General features: G+C 36.3%; 18 protein-coding genes. 5 read left to right on the forward strand and 13 right to left on the reverse strand.

Annotated elements, in window-relative coordinates; all coding sequences use genetic code 11:
* The first annotated feature begins 42 nt into the window (after positions 1-42).
* Genes J0L69_02370 through J0L69_02385 form a run of 4 tightly spaced genes read left to right on the forward strand, consistent with a single transcriptional unit; the run spans position 43 to position 5,007 of the window.
* Positions 43-1,053, forward strand: a complete 1,011-nt coding sequence (locus J0L69_02370) for an NTP transferase domain-containing protein (GenBank protein MBN8692007.1) — start codon at positions 43-45, stop codon at positions 1,051-1,053.
* Complete coding sequence (locus tag J0L69_02375; GenBank protein MBN8692008.1) at positions 1,046-2,788, forward strand: tetratricopeptide repeat protein; 1,743 nt, start codon at positions 1,046-1,048, stop codon at positions 2,786-2,788. Before J0L69_02370 ends, J0L69_02375 begins: the two co-directional genes overlap by 8 nt.
* Positions 2,781-3,677 carry a DUF4292 domain-containing protein gene (locus tag J0L69_02380; GenBank protein ID MBN8692009.1) on the forward strand — a complete coding sequence of 299 codons (897 nt, stop codon included), beginning with the start codon at positions 2,781-2,783 and terminating at the stop codon, positions 3,675-3,677. Before J0L69_02375 ends, J0L69_02380 begins: the two co-directional genes overlap by 8 nt.
* A 34-nt stretch (positions 3,678-3,711) precedes the next feature.
* Positions 3,712-5,007: a peptidoglycan DD-metalloendopeptidase family protein gene (locus tag J0L69_02385; protein MBN8692010.1), complete on the forward strand. Its 1,296-nt coding sequence runs from the start codon at positions 3,712-3,714 to the stop codon at positions 5,005-5,007.
* Here the strand turns inward: J0L69_02385 and J0L69_02390 are convergent, their stop codons facing one another.
* The 7 genes from J0L69_02390 to J0L69_02420 form a co-directional block, all read right to left on the reverse strand.
* On the reverse strand, positions 5,008-5,349 hold the full coding sequence (locus tag J0L69_02390) for a DUF4296 domain-containing protein (GenBank protein ID MBN8692011.1): 342 nt from the start codon (positions 5,347-5,349) through the stop codon (positions 5,008-5,010). It lies immediately after the preceding gene.
* Positions 5,350-5,462: 113 nt separating this feature from the next.
* A complete protein-coding gene (locus J0L69_02395) occupies positions 5,463-6,035 on the reverse strand; it encodes an OmpH family outer membrane protein (protein ID MBN8692012.1) in 573 nt (190 codons plus the stop codon).
* Positions 6,036-6,051: 16 nt separating this feature from the next.
* Complete coding sequence (locus J0L69_02400; protein ID MBN8692013.1) at positions 6,052-6,639, reverse strand: OmpH family outer membrane protein; 588 nt, start codon at positions 6,637-6,639, stop codon at positions 6,052-6,054.
* Positions 6,640-6,660: 21 nt separating this feature from the next.
* Positions 6,661-7,179, reverse strand: a complete 519-nt coding sequence (locus J0L69_02405; GenBank protein ID MBN8692014.1) for an OmpH family outer membrane protein — start codon at positions 7,177-7,179, stop codon at positions 6,661-6,663.
* Between the two features lie 75 nt (positions 7,180-7,254).
* Complete coding sequence (bamA, locus tag J0L69_02410) at positions 7,255-9,801, reverse strand: outer membrane protein assembly factor BamA (GenBank protein ID MBN8692015.1); 2,547 nt, start codon at positions 9,799-9,801, stop codon at positions 7,255-7,257.
* The gene (locus tag J0L69_02415) at positions 9,798-10,538 is read right to left on the reverse strand and encodes an isoprenyl transferase (protein ID MBN8692016.1); all 741 of its coding nucleotides are present in this window, start codon (positions 10,536-10,538) and stop codon (positions 9,798-9,800) included. Before J0L69_02415 ends, bamA begins: the two co-directional genes overlap by 4 nt.
* Positions 10,539-10,643: 105 nt before the next feature.
* Positions 10,644-11,462: a hypothetical protein gene (locus J0L69_02420; GenBank protein ID MBN8692017.1), complete on the reverse strand. Its 819-nt coding sequence runs from the start codon at positions 11,460-11,462 to the stop codon at positions 10,644-10,646.
* Positions 11,463-11,630: 168 nt separating this feature from the next.
* On the opposite strand from J0L69_02420, the gene J0L69_02425 reads away from it, so the two are divergent.
* On the forward strand, positions 11,631-12,269 hold the full coding sequence (locus J0L69_02425) for an MBL fold metallo-hydrolase (GenBank protein MBN8692018.1): 639 nt from the start codon (positions 11,631-11,633) through the stop codon (positions 12,267-12,269).
* Here the strand turns inward: J0L69_02425 and J0L69_02430 are convergent.
* The 6 genes from J0L69_02430 to J0L69_02455 form a co-directional block, all read right to left on the reverse strand.
* Positions 12,266-14,215 carry a 1-deoxy-D-xylulose-5-phosphate synthase gene (locus J0L69_02430; GenBank protein MBN8692019.1) on the reverse strand — a complete coding sequence of 650 codons (1,950 nt, stop codon included), beginning with the start codon at positions 14,213-14,215 and terminating at the stop codon, positions 12,266-12,268. The two genes, J0L69_02425 and J0L69_02430, sit on opposite strands and share 4 nt — an antisense overlap.
* A gap of 109 nt (positions 14,216-14,324) precedes the next feature.
* Positions 14,325-15,818 carry a hypothetical protein gene (locus tag J0L69_02435; protein ID MBN8692020.1) on the reverse strand — a complete coding sequence of 498 codons (1,494 nt, stop codon included), beginning with the start codon at positions 15,816-15,818 and terminating at the stop codon, positions 14,325-14,327.
* 196 nt (positions 15,819-16,014) lie between these two features.
* Positions 16,015-17,661, reverse strand: a complete 1,647-nt coding sequence (locus tag J0L69_02440; GenBank protein MBN8692021.1) for a hypothetical protein — start codon at positions 17,659-17,661, stop codon at positions 16,015-16,017.
* A gap of 12 nt (positions 17,662-17,673) precedes the next feature.
* Positions 17,674-19,122 carry a hypothetical protein gene (locus tag J0L69_02445; GenBank protein ID MBN8692022.1) on the reverse strand — a complete coding sequence of 483 codons (1,449 nt, stop codon included), beginning with the start codon at positions 19,120-19,122 and terminating at the stop codon, positions 17,674-17,676.
* A gap of 37 nt (positions 19,123-19,159) precedes the next feature.
* Positions 19,160-20,587, reverse strand: a complete 1,428-nt coding sequence (locus J0L69_02450; GenBank protein ID MBN8692023.1) for an MBOAT family protein — start codon at positions 20,585-20,587, stop codon at positions 19,160-19,162.
* A 2-nt stretch (positions 20,588-20,589) separates the two neighbouring features.
* Positions 20,590-22,635, reverse strand: a complete 2,046-nt coding sequence (locus tag J0L69_02455; GenBank protein ID MBN8692024.1) for a hypothetical protein — start codon at positions 22,633-22,635, stop codon at positions 20,590-20,592.
* Positions 22,636-22,713 lie beyond the last annotated feature (78 nt).

Below are 22,713 nucleotides of genomic sequence, written 5' to 3' on the forward strand. Positions count from 1 at the left end.
CATTTATTCTCTTAATTTTGTAGTTTAACTAAACAAGTTCCTATGCGTATTATTATTCCAATGGCAGGCAAAGGCAAGCGTATGCGTCCGCATACCTTAACTGTACCAAAGCCGTTAATTAATGTGGCAGGTAAGCCAATTGTTCAACGATTAGTAGAAGATATTACAAAAGTTTGCGGACAAAAAGTAGAAGAAATTGCCTATGTGATTGGTCCGGATTTTGGCAAAGAGGTTGAACAAAATCTCATTAAAATTGCCGAAGGTCAGGGCGCAAAAGGAAGCATCTATTATCAAGATAAAGCATTGGGAACTGCGCATGCAATCATGTGTGCTGCTGATTCTATCACCGGAAAAACAGTCGTTGCATTTGCAGATACTTTGTTTAAAGCCGATTTTGTAATGGATACCGAGAAAGAAGGAGTTATCTGGGTACAAAAAATCGAAGACCCTCGTCAGTTTGGTGTTGTAAAATTAAACAACAGCGGGGTAATTACTGATTTTGTAGAGAAGCCTGCTGATTTTGTAAGTGATTTAGCTATTATTGGTATTTATTATTTTAAAGACGGAGATAATCTTAAAAAGGAATTAAAATATTTGTTGGATAACGACATTAAAGAAAAAGGCGAATATCAATTAACCAACGCTCTTGAAAACATGAAGGGCAAGGGAATAAAATTCGAACCCGGAAAAGTTACAGAGTGGTTGGATTGTGGAAACAAAGACGCAACAGTTTACACCAATCAACGCGTGTTGGAATTTGATAAAGGAAAACCATCGTTACGAGGTAAAAATGTTGAAATAACAGGAAGTATAGTTGTAGAGCCGTGTTTCATTGGTGATAATGTACGCATTTCAAATTCTATTGTTGGTCCGCATGTGAGCATCGGCGCAGGCACAATTATTGAAAGCAGCATCGTAAATAACAGTATTATTCAAGCTTCCGCAAAAGTCATCAACAGCAATATTAGCAATAGCATGTTGGGAGAAGGAGCGGAGGTAAAGGGCAAACCGTTAGATTTAAGTATTAGCGATTACACACAAATAATTGCGTAAAGGCATATCATATAGTTTCGTTGTAGGAGTGTTAGTTCCACTTCTCCTGTTATCGGGTTGCAAAACAAGCGCGAGTGTTTCGGGTAAGGATAAGGGCAAGAAGGGTCTTGACGAAAAGACACAAATCGTTTTCGAAAACCTTTACATCGATGGCTGTACAAAACGCTTGAGCGGAAAAATAGAGCAAGCGGAAGCTACCTTTGTGCAGTGTTTAAAAATGGATCCCACCAGTGTTCCTGTTAAATACGAATTGGCAAATCTTTACCGATTAACAGGCCGAGTAGACGAATCCATTAAATTGGCGAAAGAGTGCATAGATGCCGATCCTAAAAATCAATGGTATCATTTATCGTATATCGACGGACTTAATTACAAAAAAGAATATTTGCAAGCGGCAGAAGCGTATGAAAGGTTGATTAAAATTTTTCCTACACGAAGTGATTTTATGGAATCTATGGCCATTTCTTACGCCATGGGCCAAAATTTTTCGAAAGCATTTAAGATTTATGAAGATTTGGAAAAGCGTTATGGTACCAACGAGACATTTATAGTCAATAAAATAAAACTATTAAAAGAGCAAGGAAAGGCTAATGATGCAGAACAAGAATTGAAGCGTTTGATTTCTACGAATCCTTCCGAATCGCGCTACCATTATTATTTAGCCGAGCATTATGAAGACACCAAGCAATTTAATAAGGCTAAGGAAGTATACGATAAAATTTTAAGTATTGATCCGGGAAGTCCTTTGGTGCATTTAGCTTTAGCGAATTACTATAAAGAACAAAATAATGCAGAGAAAGCACACGAAGAATTTAAATTGGCATTTGCGAATCCGGATTTAGGAGTAAGAACCAAACTGGACATTTTACTTTCTTATTATTCGATTTCGGAGCAATATTCAAATTATGTCGCAAAAGGATATGAACTTTGTGAGATCATGTTAAAGGTTCATCCTGTTGCACCGGAAGCGCATAGTATTTACGCCGACTTTTTGTTTCGAGATAAAAAAATTGAAGAGGCCCGCGATCATTATCTGATTGCCGCACGTAATGATAAAAATCGTTATGCAATTTGGGATCAGTTACTGAATGTTGAGGCTGAACTAAATCAATTGGATTCTCTCGAACACCATTCTGCAACAGCCATTGAGTTGTTTCCTAACCAGCCATTTCCATATTACATTAATGGCTATGCCAATATTCAGCTCAAAAACTATAACAAGGCTATTGAATCATTTAATGACGGATTAGAATTTGTGTATGATAATAAAAAGATGATGCTGGAGTTTTACTCTAATTTAGGCGACGCATACCAATACACTAGTCAATTTGAAAAATCAGATAAAGCGTATGAAGACGCTTTAAAAATTGATCCGGATAACGCTTATGTGTTGAACAATTACAGTTATTATTTGTCATTACGGAAAGAAAAATTGGAAAGAGCAGAAGTGTTATCAAAGCGCAGTAATCAAATTTCTCCTAACAATCCGAGTTTTATTGATACCTACGCATGGATTTTATATCAGCAAAAAAAATATAAAGAGTCGGAAGAGTGGTTGTCGTTAGCCATTAAATTGGGATCGAAGCGTCCCGGGATTCTAGAGCATTACGGCGATGTATTGTTTCGTTTAAACAGAATTGATGAAGCGGTTAAGTATTGGAAAGCAGCACAAGAAAACGGCGCTAAATCCGAGGAACTGCAAAAGAAAATCAGTGAGAAGAAGGTAAATGACTAAACGTCTTTTAATACATACAATTCAATTTTTTGTAGCAGGCTTGCTACTGCTAACTTCATTCAGCGGCTGTAAGTCGAAAAAGAAAATGAAAAAGAAGGACGACGTGTTGGTAGTTGCCGATACTGTTAACGAGCGATGCAAGCTTGATTTTAAAAGCTCAAAATCGCTTATAAAGCATATTCGTGCAAGCGAGTTTAATTTTGACTGGGTGTATGCAAAGGCGAATGTTGAGGCGAACATCGATGGTAAAGAGGAAAGTTTTGACATTAAGGTGAGAATTCGAAAGGACAGTGCCATGTTGGTTTCTATCCAATATTTATTAGGAGTAGAAGTGGCAAAAATTCTTATCACAAAGGATTCTGTTAAAATGGTGATTTACCCTCGTAAGCAATATTTCAAGGGTGATTATAATTACATCAATGAGCTTTTACATGCCGATTTGGATTTTGATTTGTTGCAGGCGGTATTGTTCGGCAACAGTGCCGAGTTTTACGATGATGATTTAAAATTAAAGCCTGTAACCGACCGACAAAATTGCCGTTATGCTTTAAGTACCGAACGGAAGTTTAAGTTAAAAAAGATTGAGCAGGGGCAAAAGGAACCTAAAAAGTCATTACAAACGATGACTCTTGACCCCCTTACGTTTAAAATTAACAAAAACGAATTTGTGGATGTTGCAACAAATCGGATTTTTACGGCGAACTACGAGAAATATCCGCTGGCAACCGATTCGGTTTATGCACCACGGCGTGTTAATATTGATATAGTAGCAGAGAAGAAAGTCAACCTTAAAATTGATTATGTTCGTATCGAGAAAAACGAGCCTCAAAGGCTCACTTTAAATATTCCTGCAAAGTATGAGCCTATGCCAATTAAAAAAGCCGAGTAGTTGCATTTATGCGACATTGGTTTTTTTATGTTTAATGGTGAGCACATCAGTTTATTCGCAAAAAGCAGCTACTCAAAATAAGCAGTCGCTCGAAAACAAAAAGAAAAAGCTTAACGAAGAAATTAATGAGATTAACTCGTTGTTAAGCGAAACTAAGGCGAGCAAAAAAACCTCCTTAAACCAATTGGTTGCCATCAATAAAAAAATCAGTATTCGTGAGGAGTTGATTAGTACTATTGTTGCAGAAATACAGCAATTAAACAAAGAGATTAAGCAAAACGAGAGAGAAATTACAAAGTTGCAGGAGAACCTTAAGCGCCTTAAGGATGAGTATGCAAGAATGATTTATTTTGCACAGCGTAACCGCGATTCATATAGCCGATTAGTTTTTATTTTTGCTTCCGGAGATTTTAATCAAGCCTATTTGCGTTTAAAGTATTTTCAGCAATATTCACAATTCAGAAAAAAACAGGCAAATGAGATTGTAACAGCTCAAAAAATATTAAATGAAAAGATCGAAGAACTGAAATCGAAAAAGCACGAGAAGGATTTATTGTTAGGAAATGAAGAGGAGGAAAAAGGAAATTTAACCAAAGAGAGAGAAGGACAGGAAGTAGTGCTAACGGAGTTACAGAAAAGAGAAAGACAGCTAAAGGAAGAATTGCAAAAGAAGAAGCGTGATGCGGAGAATTTGCAATTAGCGATTAAGCGCTTGATAGAAGCGGAGATTAAGCGTAAGGCAGAGCTGGCTGCGAAAGAAGCCGCCGCTGCCGCTGCCGCCAAAAAAGCTGCTGAGAAAAAAGCTGCGAAAGCAAAGAATATGAAGGAAGAAAAGGTGGAGACGAAAGAAGTAAAAGAAGTGAAGAAAGACGCGACCATGCCTGAATTGAGCGATGAGGCAGTGGAGTTGAGTAATGATTTTGCAAACAATCGTGGTAAACTGCCTTGGCCGGTAACCAAAGGATATATCTGTGAGCAGTACGGAGAGCATGAACATCCGGCCATTAAAGGATTCATGATGTTTAATAACGGTGTTGAAATTTGTTCTTCAATTGGAGCTCAGGCGCGCGCGGTTTTTGCCGGAGAAGTTACCGGAATTGCCGTATCCCCAACGGGAGGGAAACTGGTAATTATCCGACACGGTGAATACTTAAGTGTTTATTCAAACCTTGGTGATGTTTCGGTAAAAACAGGCGACAAAGTAGCGGTTAAGCAACCGTTAGGAACAATATTACACAATGAAGATGAAGGAAAATCTTCTATTAATCTTCAAATCTGGAAAGGACAAAAAACCATGGATCCTTCCGGATGGTTATCCGGAATCAAGTAATTATTTTCGTGAAGCCTGCATACGGCTTAATTTCTCCAGTGCAATTTCATAAACCTCTCTGAATATTTTCGGATGATGACTATAAAAGTAAAGTGAAGTGTCGAACTCGGCTTTGGTAATATTGTTATCGAGCAACGGATTAAAGGAATAAACGGTATCTGTTTTTTGTCCGGGCACATTAAGAACATTAATTCCGGAAGCAGATTCAGCCAACGTAAAATCAACAATTACATCGCTGAATTTTTCTTTGTCCAACACATGAGCAGGAATTGTGTTTTCATCTTCTTTACATGAAATACCTCCCAGTAATAATAATAAAAATAAAAAGCCCCTGTATTGCATAACGTAAAGGTATTAAATATTAAAATAGTAAAAGGCTTATTGGTTTCGCTTAAGGAATTTTATGAAATAAAAAAGGCTGCCAACGGCAGCCTTTAGTTTATATTAAGTGTTATTTATTTTACGCCTGTTTTATTTGGAGCAGGAGTTGTTTTTGGCTTATCTGTGTTAGCGCTTGGTAAAACAGCGGGAGGCATTGCGTCAAGTTTTTTCTTCACAGGAACGAATACATCTTCGGTTGATTCAAAGTATAGTATTGTTCCGGGGCTTGTATCCAGCACATATTTATACCCACCTTCTTTGGCAACAGCTTCTATAGCCTTTTTAGCTTTATCAACAATCGGCGCTGTTAATTCGCCTTGTTTTTTTTGATAGTCTTGTTGCGCTTGCATGCGAAAATCTTCTATACGACGTTGCAATGAATTGATCTCATCTTCTTTTGTTTTTTTTACCAAATCACTCATTGTTGCCTGGTTTGCCATATAGTCGTTATACTTCTTTTGCAATTCTTCATCCATCTGTAATAATGTTTTTTCCAAATCCTTCATATAGGTTTGTGCCATTTCCTTTGCGGTTTTCATTTCCGGCATAACATTTACCAATGAATCAAGATCGATGTGTGCAATTTTTTGCGCGTTAATTAAGCTTGTTAACGCTATCAACACAGTTAGAAAAGTTACTTTTTTCATAGCTAAAAATTAAATATTACTTACCGCCGGTTTTAGGAGCAGTAGTTGTTTTAGGTTTTTCAGCGCCATTGTTAGCGCCTGGAATGTTTGCTAATGGCATAGAATCAAGTTTCTTTTTAACAAGCATCAAAATATCGTCAGCTGGTTCGCTATATAAAACATTTCCGACACTTGTATCTAATACGTATTTATAACCGCCTTCTTTAGCAATAGCTTCAATTCCTTTTTTAGCCTTATCCATTATCGGATTTGTAAGCTCAGTGTATTTTTTTCTGTAATCTTGTTCAGCCTGAGCATTAAAGTCCTGAATACGGGTTTGAAGAGAGTTTAATTCATCTTGTTTAGTTTTCTTTACTAAATCACTCATGTTCGCTTCCGTAGCTAAATAATCATTGTATTTTTTTTGCAATTCTTCTTCCATGGCGCTTGAAGTTTTTCTTAAATCAACGAGATAAGTTTCAGCAACAGCTTTTGCTGTCTTTGTTTCAGGCATCATGCTCACCAATGAATCGAGGCTTATATGCGCAATTTTTTGTGCATTTGCAAAGGTGAAGGCTCCAACTGCTAATAAAGTCAATGCTGCCTTTTTAATCATGTTTTTCATAGTTATTGTTTTGTGTGATTATTATTTTTTGTTATATCCTAAGTAAGTTAACACATCGTCGCTTTTATCATATTTAGTATTGGCGTATAAAATAGCTACTTGCCCTGCTTTATCAATGATGATCGCTAAACCACTGCGTTCAGCCACCGCTTTAACCGCGCTGTAAATTTTATCCTGTAATGGTTTTACTAGCTCCTGACGTTTCTTAAACAATTCGCCGTCTACTCCAAAGCGCTGTTTTTGCAATTCTTTCACTTCTTTTTCTTTATTGATGATTTCGTTTTCACGTTTCTTCTTCATGTCATCTGTCAATAAAATAGCGTCAGCTTGATAGGCTTTATATAACTTATCAATCTCATTATATTTTGCTTCAATTTCTTTTTGCCAGTCAACCGATAATTTATCTAATTCGGTTTGTGCGGCTTTATATTCAGGAATGCTATTCAAGATATAATCCGTGTCAACATAACCAATCTTTTGTGCGTTTACATTAAATCCGCAAAAAAGAATAATCGCTAAAATTGAAATAATTTTTTTCATTGTATTTCTGTTTTTATTGTATTCAATCATAACTCGTGCCAAGATACGTAATATCCTTAAATTAACATTTTTACATTACATCTCGCCCAATTGTCCTCCAATCGTAAAGTGGAACTGTCCTTTACCGTTTCCAATTCCAGGATTACCCGGCACATTGTCAAAGCCCCAACCATAATCCACTCCTAATAATCCAAACATTGGTAAAAACACTCTTAATCCAAATCCGGCGCTGCGTTTTACATTAAACGGATTGTACTGTTTAAAGCTTTGCCATGAATTTCCTGCCTCAGCAAAACCTAAAACGAAAATGGTTGCTTGCGGATTTAAAGTAACAGGGAAACGTAATTCCATTGTATAACGTGAGGCAATTGGGTCGCCGGCCGCTGATGATAATGAGTTATCGGTATATCCGCGAAGCGCAATGATTTCTCGTGCAACAAAGTTTTGATAACCGCTTAATCCGCTTCCTCCTAAATAGAAACGCTCAAATGGCGAGAAACCTACTTCTTTGTTGTAATAGGTTAAGAAACCAAATCCAATTTTTGTTCTTAGTACTAAATTTCTGGCTTCTTTACCTTCGGCCGCGCGCTTATTGGTTAACTGCGTAAACCATTCTGCAGTAAATTTATATTTCTGATACTCGATGAATTTGTAACGTTCCTGTGATGATAAATCACTGTAGTTTTTACCGTTGAAACTTGAGTATGGTGGCGTCCACTGACCGTGTACAACAAAATTAGATCCGTTCTTCGGATAAATTGGAGCATCCACTGAGCTACGCGAAATATTCATGCTTACGTTGAAATCGTTCGCATAACCTGTAGTTAGAATGAAGTAAGGATATTTGTATAAGTCGTAGTAGTTATAACTGAAGCTGGAATACATTTGGAAATAATCATCCGGCCATTTTAAGCGGCGTCCAAAACCAATGGACCCTCCAATAATATTCATCACACTACGATTTGGATTATCTATTTTGATATCGCCTTGTTTAATTTTTTTCTTTTCACCATTAGAAAAAGAAGAGTGGAAGGCGGAAACCGTTAGAGAGTTTGGTTTTTTACCACCTAACCAAGGTTCAGTAAATGAAATGTTATACGACTGGTAGAATAATCCGTTTGTTTGCGCCTGTACACTTAAACGTTGTCCGTCGCCTGTAGGTAATGGTCTCCAGGCATCCTTCTTCAAGAAATTTCTCATCGAAAAATTGTTGAAGGTTACCCCTAAGGTTCCAATAACGCGTCCACCACCCCAGCCACCGGAAAGAGTGATTTGATCATTTGGTTTTTCTTCCACCGCGTAATCAATATCAACGGTTCCGTCTGCAGGATTAGGCTTCGGAACCGGATTCATTTTCTCAGGGTCAAAATAACCTAATTGTGATAATTCACGCACAGTACGCATAATATCTGAACGACGGAATAATTGTCCGGGCCTTGAGCGAATCTCTCTGTAAATTACGTGATCATTGGTTTTGTCATTTCCACTTACGGTAACTTTGTTAATGATGGCTTGCTTGCCTTCATACATCTGAATGTTAAAGTCGATGGTGTCGTTGTGGATGTTTGCTTCTTGTGCATTCACCTGGAAAAACAAATAACCGTCATCCATGTATAAGGAGGAGATGTCGTAACCGTTAGGGTTCATGTTTAACTTTGCGTCTAACTGACTTTGATCAAACACATCACCTTTCTTGATGTTTAAGATCGTATCAAGTTGTCCGCTACGGTATTTTGTATTGCCAAACCACTTGAATGTACCGAAATAAAACTTGTGACCCTCTTCAATGTAAACATCAATATTAACACGTTTTTTACTTACGAAGTAGGTTGTGTCTTTTACAATACGCGCATCACGATATCCCTTACTGTTATATTTTGCAAGAACGGCCGGCAAATCTTTTTGTAGGTTGTCTTCGTGGTATTTTCCGGAGTTAAACGGATTGTATATACGGAAAGGTTTACTGTCTTCCATTTTACGACGAAGTTTCCAGTCTGCGAGAACTTCGTTGCCATGGAATTTTAAATTTTTAATTCTTACTTTTTTCCCTTTATCAACGTTAATGTAGAGAATAGTGTGAGGTGTTTTGGTTAATTTATCCGCCTCCTGACTTACATTCACTTTTACATTATAAAAACCTTTGTTCACATAATAATCGCGAACGGTATTTTTGACAAAGCCTAACGAGTAATCAGTAATTACTTTCTCTTTTACGAGGCGAATTTTTCCGCGAATCTCATCGGCTTCATTTTTCTTCACCTTACCGCGAAAAGCAAATTTTGATAAACGTGGACGCTCAGTTACATGTATACGAAGAAAAACATCGTTGCCAATAACTTTCTCTTGGTAAATCTCAATATCTTCAAACAAACTTTGTTTCCATAATGCTTTAATGGCATCGGTAATTTTATCGCCGGGAATTTGAATAGTTTCTCCAACAATTAAGCCGGAAAGTAGGCGAACTACATTTTTATCGGTAAAATTAGCGCCACTAACTTCAATACCTCCAATGGTGTATTTTTGAGGCGCTGTATAATCAGCAACACGAACCGAATCGGTTTGTGCGCCTGAATTGAAAATGCATAGGCATAGGAGTGTAAAGAAAATTATGCCTTGCTTCATTTAATTTCGTTTTTAATTTGTTCGCTGGTTTTACCAAATCTTCTTTCACGCGATTGATAACTTTTAATGGCATCGAAAAATTCTTTTTTTCTGAAGTCAGGCCACAAAGTGTCGGTAAAATAAAATTCCGCGTAAGCGAGTTGCCACAATAAAAAATTACTGATGCGATGTTCGCCACTGGTACGAATCATTAACTCAGGATCGGGATATTTTTTGGTACACAAATGTTGCGCAATTGAATTTTCGTCAATCGCATCAATCGCTGTTTTACCTTCTTTTACTTCGGTTGCCAATTGTTTAACCGCTTCAATAATTTCCCATTTGGAAGAATAGCTTAAAGCAAGCACTAAAGTTAAACGTGTATTGTTTTTTGTTATTTCAATGGATTGTTGCAACTCATCATAGCAACCTTTCGGCAAACTTTTTAAATTGCCAATTGCTTCGAGCTTCACGCCGTTCTTGTTTAATTGCGGAGTTTCCATGCTTATGGTAGCAACCAAAAGTTCCATCAAAGCATCTACTTCTTCTTTCGGACGATTCCAGTTTTCGGTGCTGAATGCATAGAGCGTTAAATATTTCACGCCAACTTCTGCGGCAGCTTCAACAATTTCTCTTACCGAATTTACACCTTCATGATGTCCGAAGATTCGGTCTTCGCCTTGTTGCTTAGCCCAACGTCCGTTACCATCCATAATGATGGCAATGTGTTGAGGTACTTTATCTTTATCAAGGCTCATGATTGAGTTTCAGAAGGAGGCAAATTTAACAAAAAACGCGTAAAAAGCTTATTTTAAGAGGTAATATATAGAGATAAAAGAGGTTTTTAATATATTTTATGATAATTACATTCCCGACTGATAGCAAGGTTCAGGCTTAAACTGAATTTTGATGTTTAAGGTTAAACCAAAGAAGTAAAACCAATCTTTAGTACGGGGGTTGCCCCTCTGAGAATTCGTTAAATCTCCTCCGTCTAAGGAGCGATTGGAGTAGGCTAATCCCAGTGCGCCATTTGGGGGATTTATGTTTAGATTAGGGTAAGTTTTGCTTACATCATCAAGATAATCCGTGAAGGTTTTACGCGGCCCCCATTCTAATCCCAAACCAATCCATTTCGATACATTCACTTTTACCCCAATACCAAACGGAACGCCCACTTGCCATAATTTATATTTCTTGGTTTGTCCTTCGGTGCGTAAGGGACGAAGATTTTCCCATTGTCCGCCGCCTAAGTTTCCTTGCGGATTGAAATTAAAAACATCAATACCCGCGAATAAAAAAATCGAAAATTTGTATTTATCGTTGCTGATTCTGTATTCGAGAAAATTAAATTCTGCTTGCGCGTAGAATTCATTTATCCGTGATTTGAAATTCAGATTACGACGACGCTGATCCGAATCTTCACTCTGAGAATCATCACCCATAATCGTTCCGGTATTAAAACCTGCTCTGAAAGCGTAACGATAATTTGGCGTAAAACGATAAAATAATCCAACGGCAGGCTTCATTAAAAAGAAATGACGCTTCGGATTTAAATCACCTGTATAGTAAGAACCTCCTAAAAAAATACCGATTTCATGCTGTCTGAAATTTCTGCGGCTGCGCTGTGCGAAAAGGCTTATGCCCAACACCAGAAATAAGAGTATAAAAACGGCTTTTTTCATTTATTATTAAGGAACGTAAATATCGTTAATTTATTGCATAAAAAGACGCCAAAACGTAAACTTAAAATACTGAAAAACAGATATTTAATACACGGAAGCGCTATTTAACTAAACGCACCTAAACGTCAAGCTTCCCGGCCGTGGAAAAATCAGCATCTTTGTGCTGTTATGTTAAACATTAAAACTTTTACATTCGGACCTTTTCAGGAGAACACTTATATATTGTGGGATGAGACCGATGATGCTGTGATTATTGATCCGGGAAACACGTCAACTACCGAGCATCAACAAGTAAAAAATTTCCTTGCCGATAAAAATTTGAAGTTAAAACGATTGCTGTTGACGCATGGTCATATCGACCATATTGCGGGAAATCGATTCATTTACGACACTTATAAGTTGTTACCTGAAGTGAATGAGCATGATGTTCCGCTGGTACAAAAGCATGTTTCTATTGCCATGATGTACGGATTACCTTGTGAAGAATCACCCTTACCGGAAAAATTTTTGAATGAAGGCGAACAAATTAAATTTGGTAATACAGTGTTTGAAATGTTGTTTACACCCGGGCATTCACCTGGAAGTATTACTTTTTACAATAAAGAAAACAATTTCATCATTTGCGGGGATGTTTTGTTTTATGGAAGTATTGGACGTACCGATTTGCCGGGAGGAAATTATGACACATTAATCCGTTCTATTAAGCAAAAATTATTTCCGTTAGGAGATGACGTGAAAGTTTATAACGGTCACGGACCTGCTACAACGATAGGATTTGAGAGAGAAAACAATCCGTTTTTGGTTTAAGAAACCAAAGATTTAGCTTTTTCGGAGATTAGTTCAATAACTGTTTTAGCAATTTGCTTAGGCGAAAAACCGCACTCTTCGTACAATTCATTTTGCTCACCGTGCTCGATAAAATTATCTGGAATTCCTAAGCGTTTTACCTGTGCCTGATAACCGTTATCTGACATGAATTCAAGAACTGCTGAGCCAATTCCGCCAACAATCGTTCCGTCTTCTACCGTAATAATTTTTTTGTAGCGACTAAAAACTTCATGCAGCATGGCTTCATCGATAGGCTTTGCAAAACGCAAGTCATAATGCGCCGGAGAAATATTTTCTTTTTCTAATTCCGTAATCGCTTTTGTTACTAAGTTACCCGGATGGCCGAATGAAAGAATGGCAACATCTTTACCATCTTTTATTTTTCTTCCTTTTCCAATTTCTAATTTCTTGAATGGTGTTTTCCAGTCAATCATCACACCACTTCCTCTCGGATAACGGATGCTGAAGCTTCCCGGTGTTTCATCCAATTGAGCGGTGTACATCAAATTACGAAGTTCCTCTTCGTTCATTGGCGCACTCACAATCATATTCGGAATACAACGGAAATAAGCGATATCAAAAGCCCCGTGATGGGTTGGTCCGTCTGCTCCGGCAATTCCTCCGCGATCGAGACAAAACACCACTTTTAATTTTTGTAAAGCCACATCATGCACCACCTGATCGTAGGCACGTTGCATGAAAGACGAATAAATATTACAGAAAGGAATTAATCCTTGTGTAGCTAATCCGGCGCTGAAAGTAACTGCATGTTGTTCGGCAATACCTACGTCGAAAGCTCTGTCGGGCATTGCCTTCATCATGATGTTTAAGGAACAACCAGATGGCATAGCAGGAGTAATACCCATTACTTTAGGATTTTTCTCTGCTAATTCAACAATGGTATGACCAAATACATCTTGATATTTCGGTGGCTGAGGTTCTTTCGGAACAACTTTAATAATCTCTCCGGTTTCTTTGTTAAACAAACCCGGCGCATGCCAAACAGTTTCGTTGCCTTCTTCAGAAAACTTGTAACCTTTCCCTTTTTTGGTAAGTACATGCAGTATTTTAGGACCGGGAATATCTTTTAAATCATTGAGAACTTTCGTTAAACGCACAACATCGTGTCCGTCAACCGGACCGAAATAACGGAACTGCAGCGACTCAAATAAATTACTTTGTTTAAGGAGAGATGTTTTAATGGAGGATTGCACTTTAGAAACAATCTCCTGAGCGCTCTTTCCAAAATTACTGAGTTTCCCAAGCATATTCCACACTTCATCCTTCACGTGGTTGTAAGTATGAGAGGTGGTGATATCGGTCAAGTATTCTTTTAAAGCACCAACATTTGGGTCGATGCTCATACAATTATCATTTAGAACCACTAATAAATTAGCGTGTTCAACGCCGGCGTGATTTAAAGCTTCGAAGGCCATCCCGCCAGTCATGGCACCATCACCAATTACAGCGATGTGATGTTTATCGTGCAAGCCTTGATATTTTGAAGCAACCGCCATTCCCAGAGCTGCGCTTATGGAAGTAGAGGAGTGTCCAACCCCAAAAGTATCGTACTCACTTTCGCTGCGTTTAGGGAAACCACTGATGCCTTTATAAATTCGGTTGGTGTGAAAAATATCGCGGCGGCCGGTAATAATTTTATGTCCGTATGCCTGGTGGCCTACATCCCAAACCAATTGATCGTAAGGTGTGTTGAAGATATAATGGATAGCAGCGGTTAGTTCAACCACGCCAAGGGAAGCGCCGAAATGCCCGCCTTTAACCGATACAATATCGATAATGAATTGGCGGAGCTCGTTACAAAACTGTTCGAGCTGGTCTTCTCTTAATTTTTTAAGATCATCCGGACTATTGATTGAGCCTAAAAGTGGCCCCGGAAGTACTCCTGATCCTTTAACAAATTCCATTATTACAAATATACTACTAAAATACTAATGCTTAAAACGTTATTATAGAAGAATTTAGCATGTAGCGGTTGATAATATATGTTAAACAAACGGGAAGGGGAAAGGTTCACTACTCAAGCTCAACCTTCAAATTTCTAAAGAGGTATTCTTCCTTTTTGTCGTTCAAAATAAAGGCTTTGATTCTATAATCAGCTCTATTGTTATAATGTAACTTACTTTTAAGTTCAATTTTTTGCCATTTGTTTTTTGTGAGTGTAAAAGTTGTTGAATTATAAAACACAGTTGAATCATTGAGGTCGCCCATACATACTAATTGCGCACCAAAAGTTTCTGATAAGGGTTTCAATTCAACTGAAATAGTGGCGCTTTTAAAATAACCTTTAGTTAATTTATTTGGAATGAAGAAAATGCCGGCGGAATAAAGTTCAAGGGAATCGATTTTATAAGCTTTTTTCCCTTCAATCAATTCTATTTTATTAGGATCAACTTCATCTAAATTGTGATTAATAGTCAAGGATTTTTGATGCAGAAGATACCTGTATTCTCTCCAGTCCCAATCATCTTTACCCCAAAAGCAAGTATCCCACGCATACATAAGTTTTAAATTACAAAAAACGGATACTATGATTAATCCAATAAGAAATGGTTTCGCCAAACGACTTTTATTTGTTAAAAAAAACTCGGCTAGCGGGAAGGAAAGTAAGCAACTTAGTTCAACAAAATTTCTTGCTCCAAACCCACACCCAAAAAAGAAAACATGCCAAGATGCACTCAAATAAGTTATATTAATTACAACTAATAAAATAGAGGCGTACATGAGTTTTTTTCTTGTGAAGAGTAACAGTGTAATTGAAAGTAAAATCAGATAAAGAGGACTATAAGTTAGTAAACCATTGTGTGGTGAAAATAGAAATTCAGTTATTTTGGGATCTGTTAAAAAGGAAAAGGTCTCCTCCTTGTATGAATCAGCAATAAATTTTCCATATGCAAATTTCCAATACAACAATTGGGGGGTAAAAATAATTGTAGCAATCAAAGAAGTAGCAACTATATTATTAACGGTAAAAAGAAGTTTAATACGATTTTTTAATTCGCGCAAACCCGAAACATTAAAAGCAATGATGGGCAATATGTAAATTATATTGATAGGCCGAATTAGTACAATTAATAAGAAGCAGAATGATAATGCCAAGTAATATTTGACTTGGTTCATTATTGAATACATATAAATTGCATATAGTGAGGCCGTAATTAAAAAGAAAGAATAGGCATGTGACATTCCGGGTTGAATAGAAGCATAGTAAAATGTGTTAGTTCCAGTAAAAACAATTAGTCCACATATGATGGAAACATTGATAGGATAAAAATGCATGAGCAACTTCACTAGAAGCAAAAGACCTAAACAGGCATAAAAAATTCCGGCAATATCTACTATAAGGTGATTAACCGGCGAGTAACCTGTATTGGGAATGCTAAACATTTTGCATATCCCTAAACCTATAACGTAAAAAGGGCTTTGTAAAAGGGCGACTCCGTAAGTAAACTTGGTAATTACTTTTTTGTTTTCTCCAAGGGTAAAGCCATATGCAACAATGTGATCCATATTATCAGGAAAATTATTTTCAAATCCGTACTGAAATGTGGCGGGTAAATAAACATTGTATCCTGCCGGATCAACAAATAGAGTGGAGTTATAACTACCCGTTTTGTAATTTTCCTTATTTAAGGAAGAGATATATAACAAAGAAAGGAATAATAAAATGAATGCTGAATATTTCAAAATCCGTAAACTCAATTTTCTATTGCGTATTTAAATACCACAATGCATCAAGGGTGAGCATAGAGTCTACACTGATTTTTTTTGATTTAGACTTATCTTCTACTTCTTTAAACCAGGTTTTGTTCTTTCGAATTATTTCTTTTACTGCATTCAGTGTTAAGTATTTTTTTGCCTTTTCAGGAGAATTAAGTTCATGAATCATGAACCAGGCAGCGTCTAATTTAACCATTGAGTCCACGCTAATTTTATTTTTCTCGGCCTTTTCCTTAATGGAGTTTAACCAGGTTGGATTGTTGTATACGGATTCAATAACTTCTTCAATCGTGATACCATTGTTTATCGGGCCTTTGTTTTGAAAATACCAATGCGCATCTAAAACTAACATAGAATCGACGCTGATTTTATTTTCTTTAGCTTTTCGCTCAATATCTTTCATCCACTGACCACTATTTTTAATGACGTTAATTATTTCCTTTAGTTCTTTTGCAGTAGGCTCTATTTTATTATGAAGTGCATTTAGAGCTGTTTGAAAAAAACCAAATCCTAGTCTGCTTAAATTACTTTCAGTGCAAACAATTAAAATGAAATCATTTTGAAGCAAATGACGTCTAATATCAATTTCATGAATTATTTTTTTGTGCAGAAAAGATGTACTTCTTATTTCAGTTAAATAATACCAGAATTCATTATTTTCAAAAACCTGGTTAGGTAATCCTCTGGAAAAAATGTCCCACCAAAAACTGTCTGAAATCACCATACAGCTTTTTTTGTCTTTATTTCTTTGATTAACTACTAGGGTGGGGTAAGCCATTTTTTTGTAATGAGGCCACTTTAATAAATTAAGACTTAAAATCATATCGTCGTCGGGCGACTCTAACGAATCTTTTTCTTCAATTTTAAGTATTTCAATATTCGGTAAATTACATTGTCCTAAATAAGACAAGTGTTTAAAGATTGTATCAGCTGCATATATAGCCTCCAATCGACTCCAGTGAACACCAAGCTGAGGAAACAATAAATGTTTTGTAGTTTTCTTTTTATTCAGAAATATAGCATTGAAGTCAATGTGATTTATTCCCGCGGATTTTAAAGCTTCCTTGTAAAAATCATAGTTCGTGTTTTCAACTTTGGGTAATCTATAATTGTCAGGAATGTACTCAGGATATATTCTTGCCTTGCTAGGCGCGAGAACTATGAGCATTTTTTTCCCAAGCACTTCTAATTCGGTATTAAGTTGTTTTATTTTTGCAACGGTATCATTCAGTGCGGGATGACCCATAAAAAACACCCCATTCAGCGCATCGATGTAGCCTGTTTCGTATAGATAGTTTTCTTTTCCCACTATCACTTTTTCAGCATAGGCCTTTTTAAAGAGCCAGAAACCGATTTGGTTGTGAAGTCTAACCAAAAAATTCCTGAAGCCGAATTCTTCTTTCACATAATCATCTGTTGTTTGTTGGTATTTACCGTTAAACCATTCTTCGCTAGTTAATTCGTAATATACTTTGGGAATGAAATATCCTTTTAATGGGGTAAATGTAAAACAAGGATTAAATTGTTGCCAGTAAACAAACGCGAAAGGAATCAAAATAAGAACCAACAACATTCTTTTAAAGAGGCTGCTGGTTTTATTTGTATTATTTAAAAATTCCTTTTCGTTGCTCATTCTCTTTTGTAACTATTGTTTATCCAAAAACTCTCTTTGTTCATTGGTGAAAATGTACTTTGCATCAAGCTCTAGCATTTCTTCAAACGAAATACCTTTTTCTTTCGCTTTTACTTTGATTTGTTTGAGCCATTCAGGTGTCCCTAAAATACGAAGCTTATTTTTTTCGGTTAACTCAATAACTTCCGGTCTGCAATAGTCAGTTTCATATACATATATAGCATCGAGTTTTGTCATTTCTTCAATGCTAATATTTTTTTCAGCTGCTTTAAGTTTTACTGCATTTAACCATGAAGGTGTTTCAAGAATATCTTCAATGATATTTTGAACGTATGCTTTTCGTCGTATTACATTTCGCATTTCGTTTTTTAGCGCGTTGTGTGCCTGTTCAATAAAGTTCCAACCGAAATCATGAATGTTACAGTCTGTAGCCATTATAGCAACTATTTTTTGCTTTTTGATTTCTTCAATCAGATTAAGTTTATTAACGTCGCGTTGAGGTTCTGATTCAGGATGTACAGTTTGGTTATAATACCAGAATTTAGCTTCATTAAATACGTTGTTAATTAATCCCTCATAATACAGATTCCAGAAATAGCTATCGCCAATAAACAAAGCGTTTGGTTTTACAAAAGTACTGTCTTCAGTCCATTCATATTTGGCATATGGCATAGGCAAGGGTTGTACATTTTTAAAGAGATTCATAGCAATGCCGATATCATCATCAGGAGCGATTAAATCATTTGAAAAGGCAATATTAGCAATGTTGAAATTTTTTAGATTTAGTTTACTTCGGTTTTCAAGATGTCTGGTCAGCGTGTCAAATGAAATTAATGCGCCATAATTACTCCAGTGAATACCGGTTTTCGGATATAAATCATATGGTGTTATATTTTTTAACTTCAAAAACCAAGCGTTTAAGTCAATGTAATCAATATCAAGTTTTTTACAGAGTTCAACAGAGTATTCGTAATTATTCAGTTTTTTAGTTTCTTGCCAATCGTCAGGAATAAATTCGGGATAAAAGGTGGCTTTTCCAGGCGCAAAAATAACCGCAAGTGTAATTTTTAATTCTTTAAAGAGATCTTGAAGGTCTTTCAGTTTTTTGAATTTCTCCTCTAAAAGTTCTTTGCCTACAAAATTTTGACCATAGTAAGATGTGATGTAATTACTTTCGTATAAAAACCCACCTTTTCCCACGACTACCTTATCAACATTAGCTTTATTAAACAAGGAATAATCTACCTGGTTATTTAAGCGCACATAATAATTTCTAAATCCAAAGTTCTGGTTGAGGTAATCTTCTTCTGCTTTTTGAAAATTGCCATTCAACCATGATGTCGAATTTAATTCTGTTTCTTTTACTTCAACGAAAGCGCCTTTAAGCGGCTTAATGGTTTTTTTAAGTTTGAAAACAGATTGTAATAATGGCAGAAACAAGGCAAACAGAATGCCAGTCAATAATAGAAGATTAAATATGCGTTTCTGTAATATCACTCTAGAACCTGAAATAAATAAATGGATTAAATCCGGATGAAGTAATTGACGCTAACGATAAAGTAAATAGACTTATCGCTACTACTGTCGCTAGTAAATTCCCCAAGTTTCCGTAGTAAGAATAGTAAACTTTATTTTGAATGATTTGCCCGAATCTAAAGCTCGCGAAAAAAGAAAACACAATTGCTAGACCAAAGTAAAACGTAAATTCATTGTCAACGAAGTGTGGCGGCATACTAAAATTGAAAGTGAATAGCTGTTGCACAAAATTAAACGCGCCGGCTGTTGTGTCAGCTCTGAAAAATACCCATCCGATAGCTACTAACACAAAACAAATTAGCGTGGAAGCCAATTTCCCGATTTTTTTGTAAACATCTGCAAGAAACATTCTTTCAAGTACTAACCAAAAGCCGTGGTATATTCCCCAAATAATGAAGGTCCATGCTGCGCCATGCCAGAAGCCCGATGCTAAAAACACTAGCCATAGATTAAAGTATAAACGCTTTTTGCTTTCCACTTTATTTCCTCCAAGCGGGATGTATAAATAGCTTTTCATCCAGCTTCCTAATGTCATATGCCATCTCCGCCAAAACTCAGTAATGCTTTGTGATGTGTATGGATTGTCAAAGTTCTCGGGAAATTTAAATCCAATCATTTTACCAATCCCAAGCGCCATATCACTGTAGCCACTGAAATCAAAATAAATCTGGAAGGTGTAAGCCAACATGCCGAGCCACGCTAATGAAGTGGTGAGTTCGGTGGGTGGCATATTAAAAATTTCATCCGCTTTAGCTGCCATAACGTTGGCAATTAATACTTTTTTACCAAGCCCGAGACAAAATCTGTAAAACCCTGTTAGTTTATTGTCAATGGTATCGTTCGCGCTTCTGTCGGCAATTTGATCTGAGATTTCATGATATCGAATGATTGGCCCCGCGATAAGTTTAGGAAAGCAAATAATATAAAGCTGGTATTGCCAAAAATTATCTAATGGTTTGTGTAAACGACGATAAACATCCACAACATAAGTAATACTTTCAAATGTATAAAAGGAAATCCCAATAGGTAAAACAACTTTGGTCCAACTGACTTCTTGCATCCCTGCGGCATTTAAAATTGTATTCACATTTTCTATAAAAAAGTTACAATACTTAAAGTAGAATAACATCCCAACGTTTAAGCTTAAAGAAAGAATAAGCCATAATTTTCGTTTTTTATCATCCGCTGCATTATTAAGCAGTTTTACAAAATAAAAATCAACTGTTGTGGTTAATAGAATGGCAAATATAAATAATGGAGCCCCCCAGGCATAAAAGAAAATACTCGACAATAGTAATACCGGATTTTTGAACGATTTGGGAACCAAAAAATAAATCGTCAAAAAAATCGGTAGGAAGTAAACTAAAAATATAACGCTGCTAAATACCATATTTATTCAATTTCTAATTCTAAAATTTCTCCTATTATGTCTTTCTTAGGGAAAGGTATAAAATTTTGTTTGTAAGGTGCGGTTGGCCACCACTCTTCATTATGCCATTCTTGTGTAAACATAATCATCATTTGATTATTTGGAATAGCACTCACGTTTTTATCCATTACACATATCACTCTCAACTTATCTTTTTCGGGTCCGATTTTCCAAATGATTTTTTCAGGCTGCCAGTCTATTTCAAAATAATAATAGGGAGCTTTAAAAATTTCGTCATGAATGGCGGCAGTTTTTACCGACAAGGCTTTGTAATAATGATTCCAGCGATGTAATGTATATGTTTTCCCATCTACAGTATAATCTTTTGCACCGATATTAAACTCTTTAGGTTCATGGCAAGCCATGTCCCAATTTGTACAGGTTACCATTATTTCATTATTGTTGTATGCATTATCGGTTTTGTATTTAGAATTAGAATTGGCATATGATGTTTGCGGCCAGTACTGTGATTCTTTCACTATTTCAAAATCAATTTCGGAGTAACTGATTGATTTTTTTGAATGTTTAAGAGCTTCATTATTGTCGGGTTCAGATTTGGGAATGTAAGCGATTTCGGCATTACAATCTCGGCGTTTATTCCATTCGGCATCTTCCTGAAATAATAACCAAAATGCGTTTGTTATTCCATTCCACACATTGTCTTTACTTAGCATTTCCGGAAATTTTATTTTAGCTCTGAATTTACCATACGTAAATCCAATTCGTGAAGACAAACCCACATGTTCCTTTCTCCATTGTCCGGGTTGTACTGCAGGAACAGTCATGCTAAGTTTTTTCGATTTAGCATCACTGTTTACGGTTTTACAAGGACAATCGCTGGTGCTTACAAACATTTTTGCCCGTGATTCCTTTGTTTGATATTTTTTTGTGAAATCTTCATACTCTGCCTTTGTAAAGTTTTCCCCGGTAACGTCTCGAATTTCGGGCACATTATAAACCGTAAAGTCTTTATCGATATTATGGAAGTACTGTTTAAATTGAGCTTTGTTATAAAGTTCATGGCTTTCATTACAACTTGAAGTGTAATTCTCAGTAGAGAATTTCGACTTGTTAATAGAGAGCTTGTCAACATAAATGCCGGAACCTAAATCCATGACGGCCTTCACTTGTAGTTTTTTTTCTGAAACAAGAACGGTTGTGTTGTTTAATTCAGTTTTGCCTTTATATAAAAAATACCCAAATGGATTTATATATTTTCCGTCTTTGTTTTTTATTTGAACATCGCGCACTTCCATTGGTATTTTACCGATGTCTTCAGGTGATGTAACCACCAACATAAAATCATAAATTCCCATACGAGGGTTACGCTTAAAGCGATTGTTTACAGCTTTTGATCTTTGCTTTTCGTCACCAATTCCCCATAAAGCATTTAAATAAATTTGCTCTTCTACACTTGTTTCTTCTTCTTTGGCTTTTACAGCAATGTTTTTCATCCAGGCAGGGACTTTTTTGATAAATTCCATTTTGGACTTTATGGAATCATCCAATGCTAAATATTTTTGTGGATCAGCACCAAAATATAATTTTTCGTTTCGTGGGTTTCCTTCTATTTTAAAGCTATCCCTTACCAATACTTCTTCACCGGGAAAAAGAATTTTTGTTGCCTTAAAGGTATAAACACTATTTGTCCAGCTTCCGTAAAAATTCTCGGAGGCAAAATCTGTAGTATCGTTGAATTTGTAACTACTGTTCTGATAAAATATTTTGTAGTAGTATTTTTTTACATCAGACGAGTTGTTTTTTACTTTAAAAGAGAAGTTAAAATAGCCATTCGCGGTTTGAGATTTTGAAGGGATTTCAATCCCATTAAGAACCGCATCCGATAAATCAGCATTGATTTGGTAAAGCGTATCGTTAAGTTTAGTGCTGTAATTTTCTAATACCGCAAAATCACTTACTACAAAGCCTGTATTATTACAGGCGCTTAAAACAACAGTTACAAGTGCCGAAAGACAAAGACGCGTAAAAAAGGCTTTAAGCATATTCATTACAAGAGTAACAAATATACGTTAAAGCCCTCTAATTATTGTATGAAAAAGCCCTTTAAATAAGCAGGGCTTTCTTCA

This window comes from Bacteroidota bacterium (genome assembly GCA_017303905.1).
Classification (GTDB): Bacteria; Bacteroidota; Bacteroidia; order B-17B0; family Aurantibacillaceae; genus JAHEYG01.